General features: G+C 45.0%; 19 protein-coding genes. 15 read left to right on the top strand and 4 right to left on the bottom strand.

The features are described 5' to 3' along the window. Positions 1–165: 165 nt before the first annotated feature. The 10 genes from pflB (at position 166) to R7Z50_RS13090 (ending at position 10,939) form a co-directional block, all read left to right on the top strand. On the top strand, positions 166–2,463 hold the full coding sequence (pflB, locus tag R7Z50_RS13135; RefSeq protein ID WP_054576231.1) for a formate C-acetyltransferase: 2,298 nt from the start codon (positions 166–168) through the stop codon (positions 2,461–2,463). A gap of 306 nt (positions 2,464–2,769) precedes the next feature. Continuing rightward, entirely contained in the window at positions 2,770–3,348 is a 579-nt protein-coding gene (gene rsxA / locus R7Z50_RS13130; RefSeq protein ID WP_005380762.1) for an electron transport complex subunit RsxA, read from the top strand. Positions 3,349–3,351: 3 nt separating this feature from the next. After that, entirely contained in the window at positions 3,352–3,948 is a 597-nt protein-coding gene (rsxB, locus tag R7Z50_RS13125; protein WP_005380760.1) for an electron transport complex subunit RsxB, read from the top strand. 8 nt (positions 3,949–3,956) lie between these two features. Beyond that, positions 3,957–6,821 carry an electron transport complex subunit RsxC gene (rsxC, locus tag R7Z50_RS13120; protein WP_318149121.1) on the top strand — a complete coding sequence of 955 codons (2,865 nt, stop codon included), beginning with the start codon at positions 3,957–3,959 and terminating at the stop codon, positions 6,819–6,821. Further along, positions 6,821–7,867: an electron transport complex subunit RsxD gene (gene rsxD / locus R7Z50_RS13115; RefSeq protein ID WP_005390256.1), complete on the top strand. Its 1,047-nt coding sequence runs from the start codon at positions 6,821–6,823 to the stop codon at positions 7,865–7,867. Before rsxC ends, rsxD begins: the two co-directional genes overlap by 1 nt. A 7-nt stretch (positions 7,868–7,874) precedes the next feature. Beyond that, the gene (rsxG, locus tag R7Z50_RS13110) at positions 7,875–8,507 is read left to right on the top strand and encodes an electron transport complex subunit RsxG (RefSeq protein WP_033907338.1); all 633 of its coding nucleotides are present in this window, start codon (positions 7,875–7,877) and stop codon (positions 8,505–8,507) included. After that, a complete protein-coding gene (locus tag R7Z50_RS13105; protein ID WP_005380745.1) occupies positions 8,507–9,199 on the top strand; it encodes an electron transport complex subunit E in 693 nt (230 codons plus the stop codon). Before rsxG ends, R7Z50_RS13105 begins: the two co-directional genes overlap by 1 nt. Positions 9,200–9,263: 64 nt before the next feature. Continuing rightward, a complete protein-coding gene (gene nth, locus R7Z50_RS13100; RefSeq protein ID WP_005380743.1) occupies positions 9,264–9,905 on the top strand; it encodes an endonuclease III in 642 nt (213 codons plus the stop codon). A gap of 32 nt (positions 9,906–9,937) precedes the next feature. After that, complete coding sequence (gene gloA, locus R7Z50_RS13095) at positions 9,938–10,354, top strand: lactoylglutathione lyase (protein WP_318149120.1); 417 nt, start codon at positions 9,938–9,940, stop codon at positions 10,352–10,354. Positions 10,355–10,504: 150 nt separating this feature from the next. Continuing rightward, the gene (locus R7Z50_RS13090; RefSeq protein ID WP_005384886.1) at positions 10,505–10,939 is read left to right on the top strand and encodes a DUF2753 domain-containing protein; all 435 of its coding nucleotides are present in this window, start codon (positions 10,505–10,507) and stop codon (positions 10,937–10,939) included. A 120-nt stretch (positions 10,940–11,059) separates the two neighbouring features. On the opposite strand, the gene motY is transcribed toward R7Z50_RS13090, so the two are convergent. Then, positions 11,060–11,941, bottom strand: coding sequence for a flagellar protein MotY (gene motY / locus R7Z50_RS13085; RefSeq protein WP_005384887.1), 882 nt, complete (start codon positions 11,939–11,941; stop codon positions 11,060–11,062). A 341-nt stretch (positions 11,942–12,282) separates the two neighbouring features. On the opposite strand from motY, the gene rnt reads away from it, so the two are divergent. Then, on the top strand, positions 12,283–12,927 hold the full coding sequence (rnt, locus tag R7Z50_RS13080) for a ribonuclease T (RefSeq protein WP_005384888.1): 645 nt from the start codon (positions 12,283–12,285) through the stop codon (positions 12,925–12,927). Between the two features lie 28 nt (positions 12,928–12,955). Next, positions 12,956–14,281, top strand: coding sequence for a Na+/H+ antiporter family protein (locus tag R7Z50_RS13075; RefSeq protein ID WP_017821192.1), 1,326 nt, complete (start codon positions 12,956–12,958; stop codon positions 14,279–14,281). A gap of 78 nt (positions 14,282–14,359) precedes the next feature. Here R7Z50_RS13075 and R7Z50_RS13070 read toward each other — a convergent pair whose 3' ends face one another. Continuing rightward, on the bottom strand, positions 14,360–14,989 hold the full coding sequence (locus tag R7Z50_RS13070) for a DsbA family protein (protein ID WP_171344342.1): 630 nt from the start codon (positions 14,987–14,989) through the stop codon (positions 14,360–14,362). A gap of 74 nt (positions 14,990–15,063) precedes the next feature. Further along, positions 15,064–15,399 (bottom strand): Grx4 family monothiol glutaredoxin, encoded by a 336-nt coding sequence (locus R7Z50_RS13065; RefSeq protein WP_017635833.1) that lies wholly within the window; start codon positions 15,397–15,399, stop codon positions 15,064–15,066. Positions 15,400–15,684: 285 nt separating this feature from the next. On the opposite strand from R7Z50_RS13065, the gene sodB reads away from it, so the two are divergent. From sodB to R7Z50_RS13050, 3 genes are all read left to right on the top strand, one after another. Beyond that, positions 15,685–16,269, top strand: a complete 585-nt coding sequence (gene sodB, locus R7Z50_RS13060) for a superoxide dismutase [Fe] (RefSeq protein ID WP_005396533.1) — start codon at positions 15,685–15,687, stop codon at positions 16,267–16,269. 154 nt (positions 16,270–16,423) lie between these two features. After that, on the top strand, positions 16,424–16,927 hold the full coding sequence (locus R7Z50_RS13055) for a VC2046/SO_2500 family protein (RefSeq protein WP_005380733.1): 504 nt from the start codon (positions 16,424–16,426) through the stop codon (positions 16,925–16,927). Positions 16,928–17,061: 134 nt separating this feature from the next. After that, on the top strand, positions 17,062–17,805 hold the full coding sequence (locus R7Z50_RS13050; protein WP_005380732.1) for an SDR family oxidoreductase: 744 nt from the start codon (positions 17,062–17,064) through the stop codon (positions 17,803–17,805). Positions 17,806–17,944: 139 nt separating this feature from the next. On the opposite strand, the gene adhE is transcribed toward R7Z50_RS13050, so the two are convergent. Further along, complete coding sequence (gene adhE, locus R7Z50_RS13045) at positions 17,945–20,647, bottom strand: bifunctional acetaldehyde-CoA/alcohol dehydrogenase (RefSeq protein ID WP_005380731.1); 2,703 nt, start codon at positions 20,645–20,647, stop codon at positions 17,945–17,947. Positions 20,648–21,026: the final 379 nt, after the last annotated feature.

Here is a 21,026-nt window from a genome sequence, read left to right as displayed (position 1 = left end):
AATCGTAAATAGTTGAATCTATTATTAATGCAATTTAATCATTAAAAAAATGAAAAGCATTCATTTTACTCATAACAAATAAATCCATACGATTAAAATGGTTAAGAATGGTTCCGTCCTACTCGTCGCCTCCATTCTAATTATCAATAACTTAGGGATTTACTTATGACTATTCCGACAACTGACATGCTAGATGCATGGGCTGGATTTACTGCTGGTGAATGGCAAAACTCTGTCAACACTCGTGACTTCATCCAAAAAAACTATACACCCTATGAGGGAGACGAGACTTTCTTAGCTGAAGTTAGCGAATCCACTTCAGCATTATGGAACCAAGTGCTTGAAGGCATAAAACAAGAAAGCCGCACACACGCCCCTATTGATTTTGACACAGACTTGCCCTCAACAATCACTTCCCACGATGCAGGCTACATCAACAAAGATCTGGAAAAGATCGTTGGCTTACAAACTGATCAACCGCTAAAACGTGCAATCATCGCCAATGGCGGGATTCGCATGGTCAAAAACTCTTGCGAAGTTTATGGCCGCGAGCTGGATCCAACGGTTGAAAAAATCTTCACTGAGTACCGTAAAACTCACAACAAAGCGTGTTTCGACCTTTACACCAAAGAAATCCTAGCGTGTCGTAAATCCGGCATCATTACGGGTCTTCCTGATGCCTATGGCCGTGGTCGTATCATTGGTGACTATCGCCGTCTCGCCCTATACGGTATCGACTTCTTAAAAGCAGACAAAAAAGAACAATACAATTCAACACAAACGTTCTTAGAACAAGGCAACGATCTTGAGAAAACACTTCGTCTTCGCGAAGAAATAGCCGATCAAGTTCAAGCACTTGAAGACATTCGTCAAATGGGTCTGAAATACGGCATTGATATGTCGCTACCTGCAAAAACAGCACAAGAAGCGATCCAATTTACCTACTTTGGCTACCTAGCGGCGGTTAAATCGCAAAACGGCGCAGCAATGTCACTGGGCCGTACTTCGACTTTCCTAGACGTCTATCTAGAACGCGATATCGCAAACGGTTTGATTGATGAATCACAAGCGCAAGAAATGATTGACCACTTCATCATGAAGCTACGGATGGTTCGCTTCCTACGCACACCAGAATACGATTCATTGTTCTCTGGCGACCCAATCTGGGCAACAGAAGCCATGGCAGGTATGGGTGTTGATGGCCGTACGCTAGTATCTAAAACGACATTCCGATACTTACATACGCTACATACTATGGGCCCTGCTCCTGAGCCAAACATGACGATTCTTTGGTCAGAGCAATTGCCTGAAGCGTTCAAACAATATGCTGCAAAAGTGTCGATTGATACCTCTTCGGTTCAATACGAAAACGACGATCTAATGCGTCCTGATTTCAACAATGACGACTACGCGATTGCCTGTTGTGTGAGCCCGCAGATTGTTGGTCAGCACATGCAATTTTTTGGTGCACGTGCCAACCTTGCAAAAGCACTGCTTTACACCATCAATGGTGGTATCGATGAAAAATCGAAAGCGCAAGTTGGTCCGGTAGTGGACAAAGTTCAAGATGAAATTCTCGACTTTGACGCTTTGATGCCTCGTTTCGACAACATGTTGGAATGGTTAGCAACGCAATACGTCACAGCGTTGAACATCATCCATTACTCACATGACCGTTACAGCTACGAAGCGTCACTGATGGCACTGATGGATCGCGACGTGCACCGCACGATGGCGTGTGGTATTGCAGGTCTGTCTGTTGTCGCAGACTCTTTGGCAGCAATTAAATACGCGACCGTGAAACCTGTTCGTGATGAAGATGGCATCGCCGTTGATTTTGAAATCGAAGGTGATTATCCAAAATTTGGTAACAATGATGCCCGTGTTGATGACATCGCTTGTGATCTGGTTGAGCGCTTCATGAAGAAAATTCAGAAGATGCACACCTACCGCGAAGCAGTGCCAACTCAATCGATCCTAACGATCACATCTAACGTGGTTTACGGCAAAAAAACGGGTAATACACCAGATGGCCGTCGCGCAGGTATGCCTTTTGGCCCGGGTGCAAACCCAATGCACGGTCGTGATGAAAAAGGGGCGGTTGCGTCTTTGGCATCGGTATCTAAACTGCCGTTTGCTTACGCGAAAGATGGTATTTCTTACACCTTCTCAATTGTGCCTAACGCACTGGGTAAAGATGAATTAAGTCAGAAGAAAAACCTAGCTGCGCTAATGGATGGTTACTTCCATCACGAAGCAAGCAACGAGGGCATTGCGATTGAAGGTGGTCAACACCTTAACGTCAACGTTCTAGACCGAGAGATGTTATTGGATGCGGTTGAACATCCAGAGAAATACCCTCAGTTGACGATTCGAGTGTCTGGTTATGCGGTACGTTTTAACTCTCTAACGACAGAGCAACAGCAAGACGTCATCACTCGTACCTTCACGAGTAAGATATAAACACAGTCCATCAAGCACTCAGAAAGTTTAAATAATTAGCTTGTAAATATGCATTGCCCGCCTCTCTTTTCTACCTGGGAGAGGCGGGCTTTTTTTTAAAATCACACATTAGATGAAAATTAATAGGTAGTATCCTTTCGCTAACAATACATTCAGCAAACGATTCAATTTCTTATTGATTCATCAAAATACATCAATTAGACGACTATTTTTCCATCGTGTATGTAAAACCACATCGTTCACTGGTTGTTATTGGTGTCACAAAACACGATAATATCAAGATCGGATTTTAAGAACGTAATAACTATGACCGAATATGTTTTGTTGTTGGTCGGCACTGTGCTGGTGAACAACTTTGTACTGGTGAAGTTTTTGGGCCTATGTCCTTTTATGGGTGTGTCCAAAAAACTGGAAACAGCAATAGGTATGGGCTTAGCGACAACTTTTGTGCTAACGCTCGCGTCAGTGTGTGCGTATTTAGTGGAAAGCTACATCCTTCGTCCACTGGGTATTGAGTACCTTCGAACCATGAGTTTTATTTTGGTGATAGCCGTTGTGGTGCAGTTCACCGAAATGGTTGTGCACAAAACCAGCCCGACGCTTTATCGCTTGCTTGGCATTTTCTTACCGCTGATCACAACAAACTGCGCAGTATTGGGCGTGGCACTTCTTAACATTAATGAAAACCATAACTTTATTGAATCGATCATCTACGGCTTCGGCGCCGCTGTTGGTTTCTCATTGGTGTTGATACTTTTTGCATCCATGCGAGAGCGCATAGCCGCCGCCGACGTTCCTGTACCTTTTAAAGGTGCATCAATAGCAATGATTACAGCAGGTTTAATGTCACTCGCCTTTATGGGCTTTACAGGTTTGGTGAAGTAAGCGATGAGTACGATTTTAATTGCGATTATCGCGTTAGCGGTTCTGGCTGCGATTTTCGGCGCGATACTTGGTTTTGCTTCTATTCGCTTTAAAGTTGAAGCGGACCCTATTGTGGATCAAATCGACGCCATTTTACCGCAAACTCAATGCGGTCAATGTGGCTACCCTGGTTGCCGCCCTTATGCTGAAGCAATTGCAAATGGCGACCACATCAACAAATGTCCCCCTGGTGGTCAGGCAACAATCGAAAAGCTCGCCGACTTAATGGGTGTTGAGCCAGAAGAATCTGCGCACGATCTCGACAGCAAAATTCCAACCGTTGCGTTTATTCATGAAGACATGTGTATTGGCTGCACTAAGTGTATTCAGGCGTGTCCGGTGGATGCAATTGTAGGCGGAACAAAGGCGGTCCATACCGTAATCAAAGACGAATGTACGGGCTGTGACTTGTGTGTTGCCCCATGTCCGACTGATTGTATTGAAATGATTCCTGTGGCAACGACCACAGAAAGCTGGAAGTGGCAACTTCACTCCATTCCGGTACTTAACATTACGGATGCTGCCGACAATGCAGCGAACGTGAAAGATTCAATTAAGTAAGGTTTCACATGTTGTCTTTGATTGAACAAATTCGTACAGGCGCGCTTTGGGATTTCCCAGGTGGTGTGCATCCGGCAGAAAATAAAAAGCAGTCCAACAAAACTGAACTCGCTCATGCGGCTATCCCGTCAGAAATTGTATTGCCGCTAAAACAGCACATTGGTAAAGCGGGTAACCTACTGGTTGCCGAAGGTGACTACGTATTAAAAGGTCAGCCATTAACGCAATCGGAGACCGGCTTTACGGTTCCAGTGCATGCTCCAACATCAGGTACGCTCACCGCGATTGAGCCACGAACTGTCGCGCACCCTTCTGGGTTAAGTGAGTTGTGCGCAGTCATCACGCCTGATGGGAAAGATGCATGGTGTGAAAGAAACCCCGTCGCAGATTACCAACAAGAAACCCCTGACGCACTGATTGATATTATTCGTCTCGCTGGTATTTCTGGTATGGGTGGCGCAGGCTTCCCTACTGCAAAAAAAATCCAATCAGGTTTTGCTCGTACCGAGATTCTTATCGTTAATGCAGCAGAGTGCGAGCCATACATCACGTCTGATGACAAGCTCATGCAAGAACATGCCGAAGAGCTTATTCAAGGTATCGAAATTGTCGAACATATCCTGACACCAAAGCTCACGATTATTGGCATTGAAGACAACAAGCCAGAAGCAATCAAAGCGCTAGAAGCTGCGGCTATAAACAAAGATATCGTTATTCGCGTTATCCCGACTAAATACCCTTCTGGCGGTGAAAAACAGCTGATCAAAATTTTAACCAATAAAGAAGTACCAAGTGGCGCGATTCCAGCCGATATTGGTATTTTGGTTCAGAATGTTGGTTCTCTTTACGCTATAAAACGCGCAGTCATCGACGGTGAACCGATGATAAAGCGCATCGTGACTCTCACTGGTAAAACCTTCAAACAACCACGCAACGTTTGGGCATTGTTAGGGACACCAGTACAAGCACTGTTGGATGAGTTTGGCTATAAAGCAGATAAGAAGTTACAGCGTTTAATTATGGGTGGGCCAATGATGGGCTTTACCCTTCCTCACTCCCAAGTGCCGATTACCAAGACAGCAAACTGTATCCTTGCTCCGACTCGTCGTGAGATCTCTCCGCACCAGTATGAGATGGAATGTATTCGCTGTAGCCAATGTGCAGAAGCGTGCCCTGCTTCGCTGCTGCCTCAACAACTGCAATGGCATGCAAAAGCTGAAGAGTATGACAAACTCGAAGAATTAAACTTAAAGGATTGTATCGAGTGCGGCGCTTGTGCGTTTGTATGTCCAAGTGAAATTCCGCTCGTACAGTACTACCGCCAAGCGAAAGCAGAAATTAGAACTAGAACACAAGAAGCGGAAGCTGCAGAGCGAGCAAAACTGCGTTTTGAAGAGAAAAAAGCGCGTATGGAGCGCGAAAAAGCAGAACGTGAAAATCGCTTCAAGAAAGCTGCCGATCAGCGCCGTAAAGAGATGAAGTCTTCTGGCGGCGATGATGCGATAGCAGCAGCAATCGCACGAGTGAAAGCTCAAAAGACAGAAACCACAGAAAAAACAGAGCCAGCAGTAAAACCAGCCGTAGCGGCAGCCATTGCCAAAGCGAAGGCGAAACAAGCGGCAGCAGCTAAAGCAGGCTCTAGTGAACCTGATAACTCAGAAATGGCAAAACTGCGCGAAGAACGCAAACGTCTTGCTCGCGAACGGAAAGCGCAAAAAGAACAAGGCGAAACGCCAGACAATAACGCTGATGATAAAAAGTCGGCAGTTGCGGCCGCCATCGCCCGAGCTAAAGCGAAAAAAGCACAACAAGAAGATTCAACTGAATCTGTAGAATCGGAAACGTCTACACAGCAAGACAGCGATCCGAAGAAAGCCGCGGTTGCTGCTGCCATTGCACGTGCCAAAGCACGTAAAGCGAAGCAAGCAGACTCAACTGAAGCGGAAGAAGCTGACGCACCTGCTGAGCAAACCGACGATCCGAAAAAAGCCGCAGTTGCCGCTGCAATTGCTCGAGCCAAAGCGCGCAAAGCTAAGCAAGCAGACTCAACCGAAGCGGAAGAAGCTGACGCACCTGCCGAGCAAACCGAAGATCCGAAAAAAGCCGCCGTGGCTGCTGCGATTGCACGTGCCAAAGCACGAAAAGCGAAGCAAGCAGACTCAATTGAAGCGGAAGAAGCCGAAGCACCTGCCGAGCAAACCGAAGATCCGAAAAAAGCCGCCGTGGCTGCCGCGATTGCACGTGCCAAAGCACGTAAAGCGAAACAAGCAGACTCAACTGAAGCGGAAGAAGCTAAAGCACCTGCTGAGCAAACCGACGATCCGAAGAAAGCCGCAGTGGCTGCTGCCATTGCACGTGCCAAAGCGCGTAAAGCGAAACAAGCAGACTCAACTGAAGCGGAAGAAGCTGACGCACCTGCTGAGCAAACCGACGATCCGAAGAAAGCCGCCGTGGCTGCTGCCATCGCTCGAGCCAAAGCGCGCAAAGCGAAGCAAGAAACGCAAACTGAGCCTGTTGAAGACGCAACTTCTGAAGAACCAGAAGTGGATCCGAAAAAAGCCGCGGTTGCCGCAGCAATTGCACGCGCGAAGGCTCGTAAAGCGAAACAAGCAGACTCAACTGAAGCGGAAGGAGCTGAAGCACCTGCCGAGCAAACCGAAGATCCGAAAAAAGCCGCCGTGGCAGCTGCCATTGCACGTGCCAAAGCGCGCAAAGCGAAGCAAGAAACGCAAACAGAGCCTGTTGAAGAAGCAGCTTCCGAAGAACCAGAAGAGGATCCGAAGAAAGCCGCGGTTGCCGCAGCAATTGCGCGCGCGAAGGCACGCAAAGCGCAACAAGAAGCTAATAAAAATAATACTGAGGAGAACGAGTAGTGTCGTTTTTTATTGCCAGTTCACCGCATACCCACAGTCGTCGTAGTACGCCAGACTTAATGAAATGGGTGGCACTTTGCGCACTTCCAGGTTTAGTAGCTCAAACCTACTTCTTTGGCTGGGGTACGCTTATTCAACTGATTTTTGCCATTGCAGTCGCTGTATCCCTTGAAGCCTTAGTCATGATCTGTCGTAAACGCTCACCAATGAGAGCGCTACGTGATAACAGTGCAATAGTTACCGCTTGGTTGTTAGCCGTTGCTATACCACCATGGTCTCCGTGGTGGATTATGGTGATCGGGCTTATTTTTGCGATAGTAATCGCTAAACACCTCTATGGTGGCCTTGGACAAAACTTATTCAACCCTGCAATGGTCGCTTATGTGGTCTTGTTGATCTCTTTCCCAGTACAAATGACGAGTTGGAGTGCACCGACATCACTCATACCTGATCATGTAAATTTTGCAGATACACTCTCTTTAATTTTTACGGGCTATGATTACGACGGCTTATCACTTCAGCAAGTTCGCTCAGGAGTTGACGGCGTGACAATGGCGACACCACTTGATGCATTTAAGACTGGCATTCTTACAGGTGCCACTCCAAGCGAAGTAATGTCGCAGCCAATATTTGATGGCTTAGGTGGTATTGGTTGGCAATGGGTAAACCTTGCTTACCTTCTTGGCGGCATAGTCATGATCAAAAAGCGTATCATCCAATGGTATATTCCAGCAGGTTTCCTTGCGAGTCTGACTCTGTTTAGCCTAGTGTTCACGTTGCTGACGCCAGGGGAAACTGCGTCGCCAGTTTTACACTTGTTATCTGGTGCAACCATGCTTGGCGCATTCTTTATTGCAACCGATCCCGTTTCGGCGTCTACCACCGTCAAAGGACGTTTAATCTTCGGTGCGCTTATTGGTGCTTTGGTCTTTATCATTCGCAGTTGGGGCGGTTTCCCAGATGGTGTTGCATTTGCAGTGTTGCTTGCAAATATGTGTGTGCCACTGATCGATTACTACACCAAACCTAGAACTTACGGTCACTGAGGTAAACATGTTAACCGCTATTAGAAAAAATGGTCTGACACTCGCGATATTTGCATGTGCAACAACCGGATTAGTCGCCCTTACTCAGTACCTAACAAAAGACCAAATCAAGGTACAAGAGCAAAAACAATTACTTTCTGTTTTGAATCAAGTCATTCCAGAAAACATGCATGACAACGCACTCACGCAAGCTTGTACAATGGTCACGTCTCCAGATCTGGGGACATTACGTGCGATGCCAGCCTACCTCGCCACGAAGAATGGTGAACCAACAGCAATCGCAATAGAATCTATCGCGCCAGATGGCTACAATGGTGAGATAAAAGTGATTACTGGGATTGATAATCAGGGCAATATTTTGGGGACACGCGTCCTAAACCACCAAGAAACCCCTGGTCTGGGCGATAAAATCGATCTTCGTGTCACCGACTGGATCCTGAGCTTTACGGGCAAACAAGTCACGGAAAGTAACTGGAACTCATGGAAAGTTCGTAAAGATGGTGGTGATTTCGATCAATTTACTGGTGCAACGATCACGCCTAGAGCCGTCGTAAAAGTGGTGCGAAATACCGTTAACTACGTAAACCAATCTCGTGAAGACATTCTTAGCCAGCCTTTGGGCTGTGAAGGAGAGCAGTAATGAATGAGAATAAATTACTGATGAAAAACGGTATGTGGAGTAACAACCCCGCTCTCGTACAACTGCTGGGCTTATGTCCACTGCTAGCGGTTTCTTCCACGATAACCAATGCATTAGGTCTTGGTATTGCAACCTTACTCGTGCTAGTTGGATCCAACGTAACAGTTTCTCTTATTCGTAACTATGTGCCAAAAGAGATCCGTATACCTGTATTCGTTATGATCATTGCCTCACTCGTTACCTGCGTTCAGTTGTTAATGAATGCCTATGCGTACGGTTTGTACCTGTCTCTAGGTATCTTTATTCCTCTGATTGTAACGAACTGCATTATTATTGGCCGAGCAGAAGCTTACGCGTCAAAAAATGATGTTGCACCCGCTGCGCTAGATGGTTTGTGGATGGGCCTTGGTATGACGAGCGTCTTGGTTGTTTTAGGTGCCATGCGCGAATTGATTGGTAATGGCACACTATTCGACGGAGCAGACCTTCTCCTAGGAGACTGGGCTTCAGCTCTACGGATTCAAGTTTTCCAATTTGACAATAGCTTCCTGTTAGCGCTTCTCCCACCTGGTGCATTTATTGGTGTTGGGCTGTTGATAGCGCTCAAAAATGTCATAGATAATTCAATTCAGGCACGTCAACCAAAAGAAGAAAAACCAACCATAGAACGTGCTCGCGTCACTAACGCATAACAAGATAAGGCTCTGTCATAGGAGCCTTTTTCATAAACCGCAGAGACGGTATTGGAAGTCAACAATGAACAAAATAAAAAGAATCGAAATTCTTGAGCGATTACGAGAAAACAATCCGAATCCTCAAACTGAGCTTAACTGGAGCTCCCCTTTTGAGCTGCTAATCGCTGTATTACTATCAGCTCAAGCAACCGATGTAAGCGTCAATAAAGCCACCGACAAGCTTTTCCCTGTAGCGAATACACCTCAAAGCATTCTTGATTTGGGAGTCGATGGCTTAAAAGAATACATAAAGACCATCGGTTTGTTTAACTCAAAGGCAGAAAACACAATCAAGACTTGTAAGATCTTGTTGGAAAAACACAATGGTGAAGTTCCTGAAGATCGTGCAGCGTTAGAAGCGCTGCCAGGCGTAGGTCGCAAGACCGCAAACGTCGTGCTCAACACCGCTTTTGGTTGGCCAACTATTGCCGTCGATACACACATTTATCGCGTGTCGAATCGCACTAAATTTGCGATGGGAAAAACGGTTGATGATGTCGAGCAGAAGCTATTAAAAGTTGTGCCAAAAGAGTTCAAACTCGATGTGCACCACTGGCTCATTCTTCATGGTCGTTATACGTGCGTAGCAAGAAAGCCTCGCTGCGGTAGCTGCATTATCGAAGATTTGTGCGAATATAAAGAGAAAGTATACCCAGATAGCTAACGCTATTTGTAAATCAAAGCTAGGAGCAAAAAATGTCAAACGGTCGAATTCTCCACACTATGCTTCGCGTAGGTGATCTAGACAAATCCATCAAGTTTTACACTGAAGTTATGGGCATGCAGCTGCTTCGTACTAACGAAAATAAAGAGTACGAATACACGCTAGCGTTTCTTGGTTATGGTGACGAATCCCAAGGTGCAGTGATCGAACTGACTTACAACTGGGGTAAAACTGAGTATGACTTAGGTACCGCTTTTGGTCATATCGCCATTGGTGTTGATGATATCTACACAACTTGCGACGCTATCAAAGCGGCGGGCGGTAATGTGACTCGTGAGCCAGGTCCAGTAAAAGGCGGAAGCACGCACATTGCATTCGTAAAAGACCCAGATGGTTACATGATTGAGCTTATTCAAAACAAGAAAGCTTCAGCAGGTCTTGAAGGCTAAGCGGCACTTCTAATAATCACTTGTACTGCAAGTTGAACTCCGATTACAGGCAGGTCTGCGATCTGCCTGTCCTTTTATAAACAAAACTCTTTACTTGATAATAGTTATCGTTTAGATTTATCCGCAACTTCGATATGCGGGATTACGATAATGATCAGTGAATGGGAAAAACACACACTTCTAGCCGATACGGCACTTCAACTAGATGACCCTGTTCGCAGCATTCTTCATTACCAGCAAGCCCTAAGCCTGAGTGAAGATATCAGCGAATGTGTGGAAATTGAGGCGGACGAGCGATTATTAATTTCTGTGATTTCTTGTCATAACTTAGCTCAGTTCTGGCGTTGGGCTGGAGATACTGACTATGAACTCAAATACCTTCAACTGGCCTCTGAGAAAGTCTTAACACTTATCCCACAATGCCCAAATAAAGAGTGTGCAAGCTTTATCGACTCGATAGGATGCTGTACTAAGGCGTTGATAGACTTTATGAAGCGTCACCCTAATCCGGCTATTGCCAAACAGGTTGAAAAAATAGATACCGCAACCAATTGCGAAGTCATTGCCAAATTCCGCTTAAACTAACATTCAAATTATACAGCAAGAATCACCGAAAGGTGCTTGGCAAAATACCACTAAAATATTATTAACAACGTCAGTAAATCAAAAACGCCGAAGCTTTCAGCTTCGGCGTTTTTATATGCATCACACTTGGGTTCGCCCTAGAGATATCACGACTCGGCGGTTTTTGTCTTTTCCTATTGGCGAACCGTTATCTGCAATAGGACGACGCTTGCCGTACCCTTGCACTTGAATTCGATCTTCCGGTAGCCCTAGAGACTGAAAGTAATCACGAAGTGACTCTGCACGTCGCTCTGATAAACTTTGACTCGCACTTTTACCATCGGTTGAATCTGTGTACGTCGCCACCAGCACGAGATCGATATCTTGATTATGTCGGATATAATCTGCAATTTGTGATAAACGCTTTTTAGAAGCCTTGGTTAACTGATCACCTTGTCTTTCGTAGTGCAAAATCGTAAAAGCAATGTCCTCGAAACTGTATTTCAATAAGTTGGAAATACAGTCGCTAAACGCGTTGTACTTGTTTTGAAATAGTACTGATGACAATGCGACTTCAATTCTCTGATCTCGGCTCTGCCAATCTTGGTAACTAAAAGTCGGATAACGGCCTTTTTCCAGCTCAGACAAAATGCCCCATGCTGTTTGCCCTCCGACATAACCATCAAACTGTTTAAAAAACTTTAGGTTTGTAATTCGATCGGCGTGTTCACCTGGTCGCCAAGGTGGCGGCATAGAAATGAGACTGACGTTACGTGTTTCTCCCATCGGGCGACGCATTTTTAACTCAAAGTCTAAATTGATTTTTTTATTCGCACGAGATGAAAATACCGCATCTCCAAAGCTTGGAATGGGGTGTACAAGCTGACATTCTAATGGTGTATTGACCACCATTTCCCATTGAGATTGCTGTGGAGTTGCAGCATAACGTTTGCCCATCAAAGCGAAGCTGCTTGTGCTAAACAACGAAAATACAACACCACTGGTAATCAGCCATTTCTTCATCTAATACTGTCTCTTAAACGGCAGTCTGTTGCCGTCAATTTGCATCAATAAAACCACTTCAACCGGCATGCAAAAATCTCGCCAATATAGGGTTATCTGTCACACTGCCATTAATGTGAGCCACCGTGTTCCAATCACCTTAACCGCCACTTAGCGTTTTACTTCCTCATGTTTTATCGGTTTACATGATGCAAAGTATGGCGAATAAACGTCTACATAATATGCAATACAAACTTATTGATTGGATGCAAAATAGAATTCCGGTTTTCTCTTAAATTGCGGTTTTTCTCATCGGTATAATCTGCAATAATGCAGCCTTCGTCACACAAAAATAAGCCAACATGACACTAGAAAATGAAGCTCTAACCTTGAAAAAACGCTTTCGTGGTTATTTCCCTGTGGTAGTAGACGTTGAGACCGCTGGTTTCAATGCTCAAACTGATGCACTTTTAGAAATCTGTGCCGTTACGTTGAAAATGGACGAACATGGCGTGTTGCATCCGGCCTCCACCATTCATTTTCATGTGGAACCATTTGAAGGCGCTAACTTAGAAAAAGAAGCGCTTGAATTCAATGGTATTCGTGACCCTTTCAGCCCTCTTCGAGGTGCTGTTTCTGAGCAAGAGGCGCTAAAGGAAATTTATAAGCTTATTCGCAAAGAACAAAAAGCCGCAGATTGCTCACGTGCAATTATGGTTGCTCATAACGCAGCATTCGACTTGGGTTTTGTAAATGCAGCAAATGAACGCTGTAAACTAAAAAGAGTCCCTTTTCATCCCTTTGCTACTTTTGATACGGCTACATTAAGTGGCCTTGCTTATGGCCAAACAGTTCTCGCTAAAGCATGCAAAACAGCCGGGATGGAATTTGATAACCGTGAAGCACACTCTGCGCTTTACGATACACAAAAAACAGCAGAATTATTCTGCGGTATTGTCAACAAATGGAAGGCCCTCGGCGGTTGGCCGCTTGTCGACGAAGAATAATAAGTAAACACAACATATTAGGAAAAGTATGAATCCTGTCGTTATATCAGTGTGCGTCATGCTCGTGTTAGCATTGATGCGCGTAAACGTGGTGGTTGCCCTCACGTTTAGTGCCATCGTAGGCGGCCTAGTCGCAGGCATGAGCCTTGGGGATACGGTTGCCGCATTTGAAAGTGGTCTAGGTGGCGGTGCAACTATTGCGCTAAGCTACGCCATGTTAGGTACTTTCGCTGTTGCCATCTCGAAATCAGGCATCACGGATCTACTGGCCAAAAGTGTTATCAAGCGCTTAAATGGTAAAGAAAACTCGGCGTCAACTACCGGGTTAAAGTACGCGGTGTTAGTCGCGCTCGTTCTTGTCACTATGTCATCTCAGAACGTAATTCCGGTCCATATCGCCTTTATTCCGATTTTGATTCCACCTCTTTTGGGCGTATTTGCGAAACTTAAGCTCGATCGACGTTTGGTCGCGTGTGTTCTTACCTTCGGTTTGATCACACCTTACATGATCTTGCCTGTTGGTTTCGGCGGTATTTTCTTAAACAACATTCTGTTAAAGAACCTACATGACAACGGTTTGGAGAATGTGGTTGCAAGCCAAGTCCCAACCGCCATGTTACTGCCAGGTGCAGGCATGCTGTTTGGTCTATTACTGGCTATCTTTGTTAGCTATCGTAAACCGCGTGTCTACAAAGAAACTGAGTTGACTGTCGTTGACGAAACCGATCATGTCATCAATAAAAAGCACATCTTAGTTGCGGCACTTGGTATTGTCGCTGCATTGGGTGTTCAGCTTTACACGGGTTCAATGATTATCGGTGCTCTAGCTGGCTTTATGGTGTTTACTTTCGGCGGCGTTATTGCATGGAAAGAGACGCACGACGTGTTCACTAAAGGTGTACACATGATGGCAATGATTGGCTTCATCATGATTGCAGCGGCAGGTTTTGCAGCAGTAATGAAGCAAACTGGCGGTGTTGAAACACTAGTACAATCGCTATCAACCAGCATCGGTGACAATAAGCCTTTAGCTGCACTACTGATGCTGATCGTTGGTCTGTTGGTAACAATGGGCATTGGTTCATCGTTCTCTACGATTCCAATCCTTGCAACTATCTATGTGCCTCTTGCGCTAGCATTCGGCTTCTCGCCGATGGCAACGATTGCACTGGTAGGTACTGCGGCTGCGTTAGGTGATGCAGGCTCTCCAGCTTCTGACTCTACATTAGGCCCTACATCTGGTCTAAATGCCGACGGTCAACATGAGCACATTTGGGAAACAGTCGTTCCAACCTTTATCCATTACAATATCCCTCTAATCATCTTTGGTTGGATTGCAGCAATGGTGCTTTAATACTATTGCTTGGATGGATATACATTTAGTTACGAAAAAGCCGCTCAATGAGCGGCTTTTTGTTATTCATAACTGTGGTTATTGCGCTGGTATATTGTCAATAATACGCTCACGAATCAGCTTCAAGGTTGGTTCTGTCGACAGGTAATCGATGGCAATCGGAAAATAAGCGTCGTTAATTTTAAGAACCAAGCTAGGGTAAGAGCTCACACCTAGGCTCTTTGCAAGGCTCAATTGATCTTCGAACACACCTTCTAAGAAAGAGCCATCCATGTCATTCTTGAATTGCTGAACATTCAAGCCAATTTCTCTCGCTAGTTGCAAGTGAGTGGCTTCTTCATGAGGAGGCATCGCACGTAAGTAATACGCATGCTGAATCGCTTCTAGCATCTGCTCATAAGAGTCTTGAAAGCCCGCTGCAATAACCGCACGACAAGATTGGTAAGTGCTTCTAACTGGCGTACAAAGCTTCCAGAAATCGTAGTTAAACTTAGTGCCTAACTGGCGCTCAATCTGCTTCCAAATACCTTCGAGTTTTTGTTGCATCTCGGGCGGCATCGGTAAACTAGTATCTGGCGCAAGACCACCAACCACATACTCAAACTGAATCACACCTGGCAGTTGCTGTTTTAGTTTATCCAGCGTTGGTTTGTAACCCCAACACCAACTGCACATTGGGTCATGCACGTAGTAAAGCTTTATGTTCATTCCACTAACCTAAAAAGAAAAAGGAGCCAGTACGGCTCCTTCGTATTCTATCGCTAAATGTGAGTATTTACGAATTACTCAGCTTGATCTTCAGCGCGCGCTGCTGCTTCTTTGATTAGAGGCTGCAGTTCACCTTTTTGGAACATTTCTAGAATAATGTCACAACCGCCGATAAGCTCACCTTCAACCCATAGTTGAGGGAAAGTTGGCCATTGCGCGTACTTTGGTAACTCAGCACGGATATCTGGGTTTTGCAGAATGTCTACGTAAGCGAACTTCTCACCACATGCCATTAGTGCCTGTGACGCTTGAGAAGAGAAACCACAGCTAGGTAGTTTCGGTGATCCTTTCATGTACAGCAGGATTGAGTTTTCAGAGATCTGCTGTTTGATTTTGTCGATAGTTTCCATCGCTTCCTCATTCATGGGTTTGAACTTTATTTATTTGCCACATTCTACTCAATAACGACAGAATAAAAACCATATAATTAATAAGGCTTAATTTTAGGTTGCTCATTGGCGAGCAATGCAGCACTTCACCACTGCTAACCTCTTAAAATATTTTCATATCGGGGTTTTAATAAAGTAAAAACTTGCTAAAATACTTAGCAAGTCAGCCTTAAAGGCGACATAGCTATAAAAAAACACTGGAAGCAATCGAAAGGTCATCCTTTCAAATCAATGGAGAATCGAGTAATGGCATTTGAACTACCAGCTCTTCCTTACGCGAAAGACGCACTAGAACCACACATCTCAGCAGAGACTCTAGACTACCACCACGGTAAGCACCACAACACTTACGTTGTTAAGCTTAACGGTCTTATCCCTGGTACTGAGTTCGAAGGCAAAACTCTAGAAGAGATCATCAAGACTTCTACTGGTGGCGTATTCAACAACGCAGCGCAAATCTGGAACCACACGTTCTACTGGCACTGTCTTGCTCCAAATGCGGGCGGCGAGCCAACTGGCGCAGTTGCAGACGCAATCAACGCAGCATTCGGTTCTTTTGAAGAATTCAAAGCGAAGTTTACTGATTCAGCAATCAACAACTTCGGTTCTTCATGGACTTGGCTTGTTAAGAAAGCTGATGGCTCTCTAGAGATCGTTAACACTTCTAACGCTGCTACTCCTCTAACAGAAGAAGGTACAACACCACTTCTAACTGTTGACCTATGGGAACACGCGTACTACATCGATTACCGTAACGTACGTCCTGATTACATGAACGGCTTCTGGGCTCTAGTAAACTGGGACTTCGTAGCTGAGAACCTAGCGAAGTAATATACTTCCCCCTAAGTTCAATTTAGTCTTATTCAAAAGCTCGCTATTTAGCGGGCTTTTTTGTTTCGCCTTCCCTAGCACCTTTAAATAATTCCCTCTTTTACTAAAGTTCTTCTTATCCACGCCGTTAAAAGAGCATCGAGCGAGGAACATCATGCAAATTCATACTTTAGACAAAGCTGCAATTATCAACGAACTTCAGTTCGGTAATGGTATTAACCATGCCGTACACGACGGTCGTCGTGCGGATTTCTCGCTGATTCTGTCTATGTTCTCTAATGATGTTCGCGATGTAGTCCCGGTTGAAGAGGTCCAGGAAGTCATCACCAGTGACAGTATTCTTCGCCAACAATTGGGTTTATCGCAACCTCAAGCTCTTCGTTCTGATAGCAGCAGCTATGAACTCGCAGCTGAACAAGCGAAACAGTTTCACGATGCAGGATTGCCTTCCGCAAAGCTGAGCCATTACCTAAAACCAGATGCGCTGACTTACCTGCCTGAAGACACATTCAACCTACCAGAGGAGGTTTATCACAACCTATCTGGTCATGAGCGACGCAGATTGGGCGAACGCAACAAACAACTGATCCCAGATGCTGGGCTATATAATCAGCTAGTGACGGCTCAACGTCAGCATCAAATTCAAGCTAAAGCATAGAGATCCGCTTTTTATCCAATAGCTTGCAATACCTACACGTCAGAAATGTGACATCTTACAAATTACCGCACAATAGTCCTCACTCGAAAGCGTTAGTTTGAAGCCTTTCACACTGAACCCAACGAATTTCAACCATGCTATTAGCACAAACCACTGGTGTATTGTTTTTCACATATGGATACAGTGAAGGTGCTATGGATATCAAAGAATCAATTATTCTCGTCACGTCTGCAGGTTCGGTTATAGGAAGAACCTGTGCAAATCACTTTGCTCACCTTGGAGCAACGTTGATTCTTTGTGACCAAAATTCTAGCGCTTTGAGAGCGAGCTATGAGCAAATCAGCGCTTTCACTGACAAAGTGTATGCGATGAATGTGTGTAGTGATAACACAACGTCCATTAACTTATTGTTTGACCAGATAGAATCACAGCTACGTGCGACACCAGATGTGATTGTTAATTGCTGGACCAGCTCCCCTATGCCTGGCTTAATGGCGCCAGAACCAATGAGTACTTACATTGATCACTTGTCGTCTGCGGCACGCTTCCTTTATACCTACGGCCAAGTAGGAGCAGAGCGCTTTCGAGCCAGAAACAAGAAAGGCGTCATTGTTAACGTCATTTCTCATGACAACCATGAAGACTTTACGGGAGTTGAAAGCATGGCGGCGTTGGTGTCAGGTTTTACTCACAGCTGGGCAAAAGAACTCACACCATTCAACATTCGAGTGGGCGGCGTTATTCCCTCGGTAAATCATACAAAAGAAGAGCTCAACGAGAGGCACTGGGCTGAGATCCAAGACGAACTAGTCCGCAACACAGCATACATCGTCGCGAATGAATACTTCAGTGGCCGAGTAGTTGCGACCGAAGTGTAAGCATACACAGCAACTCTGTTTTCCCAAGCCAGATGTAACTCCTGCACCAAAATAAAAAAAGCCCCAGTCATTTGACTGGGGCTTTAACCTTTTCCTAAGGTTCCGTGCTAGCGAAAACCTTGCTCACTCGATTTTTTAATTACGCGTCAGCTTTTTCTTTCTTTGCTTTAGGTGCTGCTTTTGCTGCTTCTTGGTCTGCTTTCTTCTTGATAACAGTTGTACCTTCGAAAGTTTCGCCTTCAACAAATGCTTTACCGTAGTAAGAAGCCATCAACACATCTTTAAGTTCGCTGATTAGAGGGTAACGTGGGTTCGCACCAGTACATTGGTCATCGAACGCTTCTACCGCTAGCTCATCCAGTTTCGCTACGAAATCTGATTCAGCAACACCTGCCGCTTGGATAGACATTGGGATGTCTAGGTTAACTTTTAGTTCATCCAACCATGCTAGTAGACGTTCAATCTTCTGAGCAGTACGGTCACCTTCTTGGCTTAGGCCTAGGTGGTCAGCAACTTCAGCGTAACGACGACGTGCTTGTGGACGGTCGTATTGAGAGAACGCAGTTTGTTTAGTTGGATTGTCGTTCGCGTTGTAACGTACCACGTTAGAGATAAGTAGTGCGTTAGCTAGGCCGTGTGGCAAGTGGAACTCAGCACCCAGTTTGTGAGCCATTGAGTGACAAACACCTAGGAATGCGTTCGCAAATGCAACACCAGCGATAGTAGCTGCGTTGTGTACTTTCTCGCGAGCGATTGGGTCATTTGCACCGTTCGCATAGCTTGATGGTAGGTACTCTTTTAGCATCTTAAGTGCTTGAAGAGCTTGGCCATCTGAGTATTCGTTAGCAAGAACAGAAACGTAAGCTTCTAGAGCGTGAGTTACTGCATCGTAACCACCAAATGCTGTTAGAGACTTTGGCATGTTCATTACTAGGTTCGCATCAACGATTGCCATGTTTGGCGTGATTTCGTAGTCAGCTAGTGGGTATTTAGCACCAGTCTTGTCGTCAGTAACAACCGCGAATGGAGTGACTTCTGAACCAGTACCTGAAGTTGTAGTGATACATACAAGCTCAGCTTTTTTACCCATTTTAGGGAACTTGTAGATACGTTTACGGATGTCCATAAAGCGCATTGCTAGTTCTTCAAAGTGAGTTTCTGGGTGCTCGTACATTACCCACATGATTTTCGCTGCATCCATTGGTGAACCACCGCCTAGCGCTAGGATAACGTCAGGTTGGTAGCTAGCCATTTGAGCCGCACCTTTTTCTACTACAGACAGTGTTGGGTCAGCTTCAACATCGAAGAATGTTTGAACTTCCATGCCTTGAGCTTTTAGTAGGCTTACTACGTCATCTGCGTAACCGTTGTTGAATAGGAAACGGTCAGTTACTAGGAATGCACGTTTCTTACCTTCTAGGTCGCCCAGTGCGATTGGAAGGCTACCACGACGGAAGTAGATTGACTTAGGTAGTTTATGCCACAACATGTTTTCAGCTCGCTTCGCTACAGTTTTCTTGTTGATTAGGTGTTTAGGACCTACGTTCTCAGAGATAGAGTTACCACCCCAAGAACCACAACCTAGCGTTAGAGATGGCGCAACGTTGAAGTTGTACAAGTCACCGATACCGCCGTGAGTAGTCGGGATGTTGATTAGGATACGAGCTGTCTTCATCTTGTCACCGAAGTAACGGATACGGTCAGCGTTAGTATCTTGGTTAGTGTAAAGACCAGATGTGTGGCCGATACCACCAATCTCAACCATAGTTACCGCTTGAGCAACCGCGTCTTCGAAGTTGTCAGCACGGAATAGACCTAGAGTTGGAGATAGTTTCTCGTGAGCGAATGCGTCATCGTGAGATACTTTGCCCAGACCTTCACCAACAAGAACTTTAGTGTCTGCTGGAACTTTAACGCCTGCCATTTCAGCGATTGCTGCTGCTGGCTGACCTACGATTTTCGCGTTTAGCGCGCCATCGATAAGAAGCACTTTACGAACTTTATCAGCTTCTGCTTTGCTTAGGACATAAGCTTTGTGAGAAGCAAAACGCTCTTTCACTTCGTCGTATACTTCATCAACTACGATTGCAGCTTGCTCAGAAGCACATACTACCCCGTTGTCGAAAGTCTTAGACATAAGGATAGAAGCAACAGCACGTTTGATGTCTGCTGTTTCATCGATAACAACCGGCACGTTACCTGCACCTACACCGATTGCTGGCTTACCAGAAGAGTATGCTGCTTTAACCATGCCTGGACCACCAGTTGCAAGGATAAGCGCGATGTCATCGTGTTTCATTAGAGCGTTTGAAAGCTCAACAGAAGGCTGGTCGATCCAACCGATGATGTCTTTTGGTGCGCCTGCTGCTACTGCTGCATCTAGAACGAGTTTAGCTGCATCGTTAGTTGAGTTTTTCGCACGTGGATGTGGTGAGAAGATGATACCGTTACGAGTCTTCAAAGAGATTAGAGATTTGAAGATCGCTGTAGAAGTTGGGTTAGTCGTTGGTACGATACCGCAGATGATGCCTACAGGCTCAGCGATAGTCATAGTACCTAGGTTGTCATCTTCTTCTAAGATGCCACACGTTTGTTCGTCTTTGTATTTGTTGTAGATAAACTCAGAAGCGAAGTGGTTCTTGATTACTTTATCTTCAACAATACCCATACCAGATTCTTCTACCGCTTGTTGAGCTAGCGGGATACGGGCCTGGTTAGCTGCAAGCGATGCTGCACGAAAGATTTTATCTACTTGCTCTTGAGAGTAAGTAGCGAACTCTTCTTGCGCTTTCTTAACGCGAGCAACCATTGCATCTAGTTCAGCCATATTAGTTACAGGCATAGGGAATCTCCTAAAATTAACAAATATTAAAAACTTTTTACTAAGGCTATTACTTATCGTTTTTACTGTTTATCAGTCACTTAGAAAACAAACGTCTTAGTAAATTGCTTTCAGGACTGAGTATAATATTTCAGAGTGTGAAAAAAATTGACTTGGATCAGTTCTCACCACCTAAATACTACCAAAGTGGTGCCTCATCACACCAAAATGACATAAATAATTGATAAACAAATAAATTAACTTTCATTTTTTATTGAGTAAAAAAGAAGCAAATGGACAAATAAATAAAAGAAACTACAACAACCTGTAAAAAAGTTTCATTTTTGACCAACGAAATTACATGTAGGACCAATTCTTTGTGCTACTGAGAGTATATCGA

The organism is Vibrio sp. 1249-1 (genome assembly GCF_033340495.1).
Note: the sequence above shows the minus strand (reverse complement) of the source record. Positions and strands in the feature narration are given on the sequence as shown.

Coding starts and splice junctions, on each gene's coding strand:
- pflB (WP_054576231.1), top strand. CDS start 166: ATGACTATTCCGACAACTGACATGCTAGATGCATGGGCTGGATTTACT.
- rsxA (WP_005380762.1), top strand. CDS start 2,770: ATGACCGAATATGTTTTGTTGTTGGTCGGCACTGTGCTGGTGAACAAC.
- rsxB (WP_005380760.1), top strand. CDS start 3,352: ATGAGTACGATTTTAATTGCGATTATCGCGTTAGCGGTTCTGGCTGCG.
- rsxC (WP_318149121.1), top strand. CDS start 3,957: ATGTTGTCTTTGATTGAACAAATTCGTACAGGCGCGCTTTGGGATTTC.
- rsxG (WP_033907338.1), top strand. CDS start 7,875: ATGTTAACCGCTATTAGAAAAAATGGTCTGACACTCGCGATATTTGCA.
- R7Z50_RS13105 (WP_005380745.1), top strand. CDS start 8,507: ATGAATGAGAATAAATTACTGATGAAAAACGGTATGTGGAGTAACAAC.
- nth (WP_005380743.1), top strand. CDS start 9,264: ATGAACAAAATAAAAAGAATCGAAATTCTTGAGCGATTACGAGAAAAC.
- gloA (WP_318149120.1), top strand. CDS start 9,938: ATGTCAAACGGTCGAATTCTCCACACTATGCTTCGCGTAGGTGATCTA.
- R7Z50_RS13090 (WP_005384886.1), top strand. CDS start 10,505: ATGATCAGTGAATGGGAAAAACACACACTTCTAGCCGATACGGCACTT.
- motY (WP_005384887.1), bottom strand. CDS start 11,941: ATGAAGAAATGGCTGATTACCAGTGGTGTTGTATTTTCGTTGTTTAGC.
- rnt (WP_005384888.1), top strand. CDS start 12,283: ATGACACTAGAAAATGAAGCTCTAACCTTGAAAAAACGCTTTCGTGGT.
- R7Z50_RS13075 (WP_017821192.1), top strand. CDS start 12,956: ATGAATCCTGTCGTTATATCAGTGTGCGTCATGCTCGTGTTAGCATTG.
- R7Z50_RS13070 (WP_171344342.1), bottom strand. CDS start 14,989: ATGAACATAAAGCTTTACTACGTGCATGACCCAATGTGCAGTTGGTGT.
- R7Z50_RS13065 (WP_017635833.1), bottom strand. CDS start 15,399: ATGGAAACTATCGACAAAATCAAACAGCAGATCTCTGAAAACTCAATC.
- sodB (WP_005396533.1), top strand. CDS start 15,685: ATGGCATTTGAACTACCAGCTCTTCCTTACGCGAAAGACGCACTAGAA.
- R7Z50_RS13055 (WP_005380733.1), top strand. CDS start 16,424: ATGCAAATTCATACTTTAGACAAAGCTGCAATTATCAACGAACTTCAG.
- R7Z50_RS13050 (WP_005380732.1), top strand. CDS start 17,062: ATGCTATTAGCACAAACCACTGGTGTATTGTTTTTCACATATGGATAC.
- adhE (WP_005380731.1), bottom strand. CDS start 20,647: ATGCCTGTAACTAATATGGCTGAACTAGATGCAATGGTTGCTCGCGTT.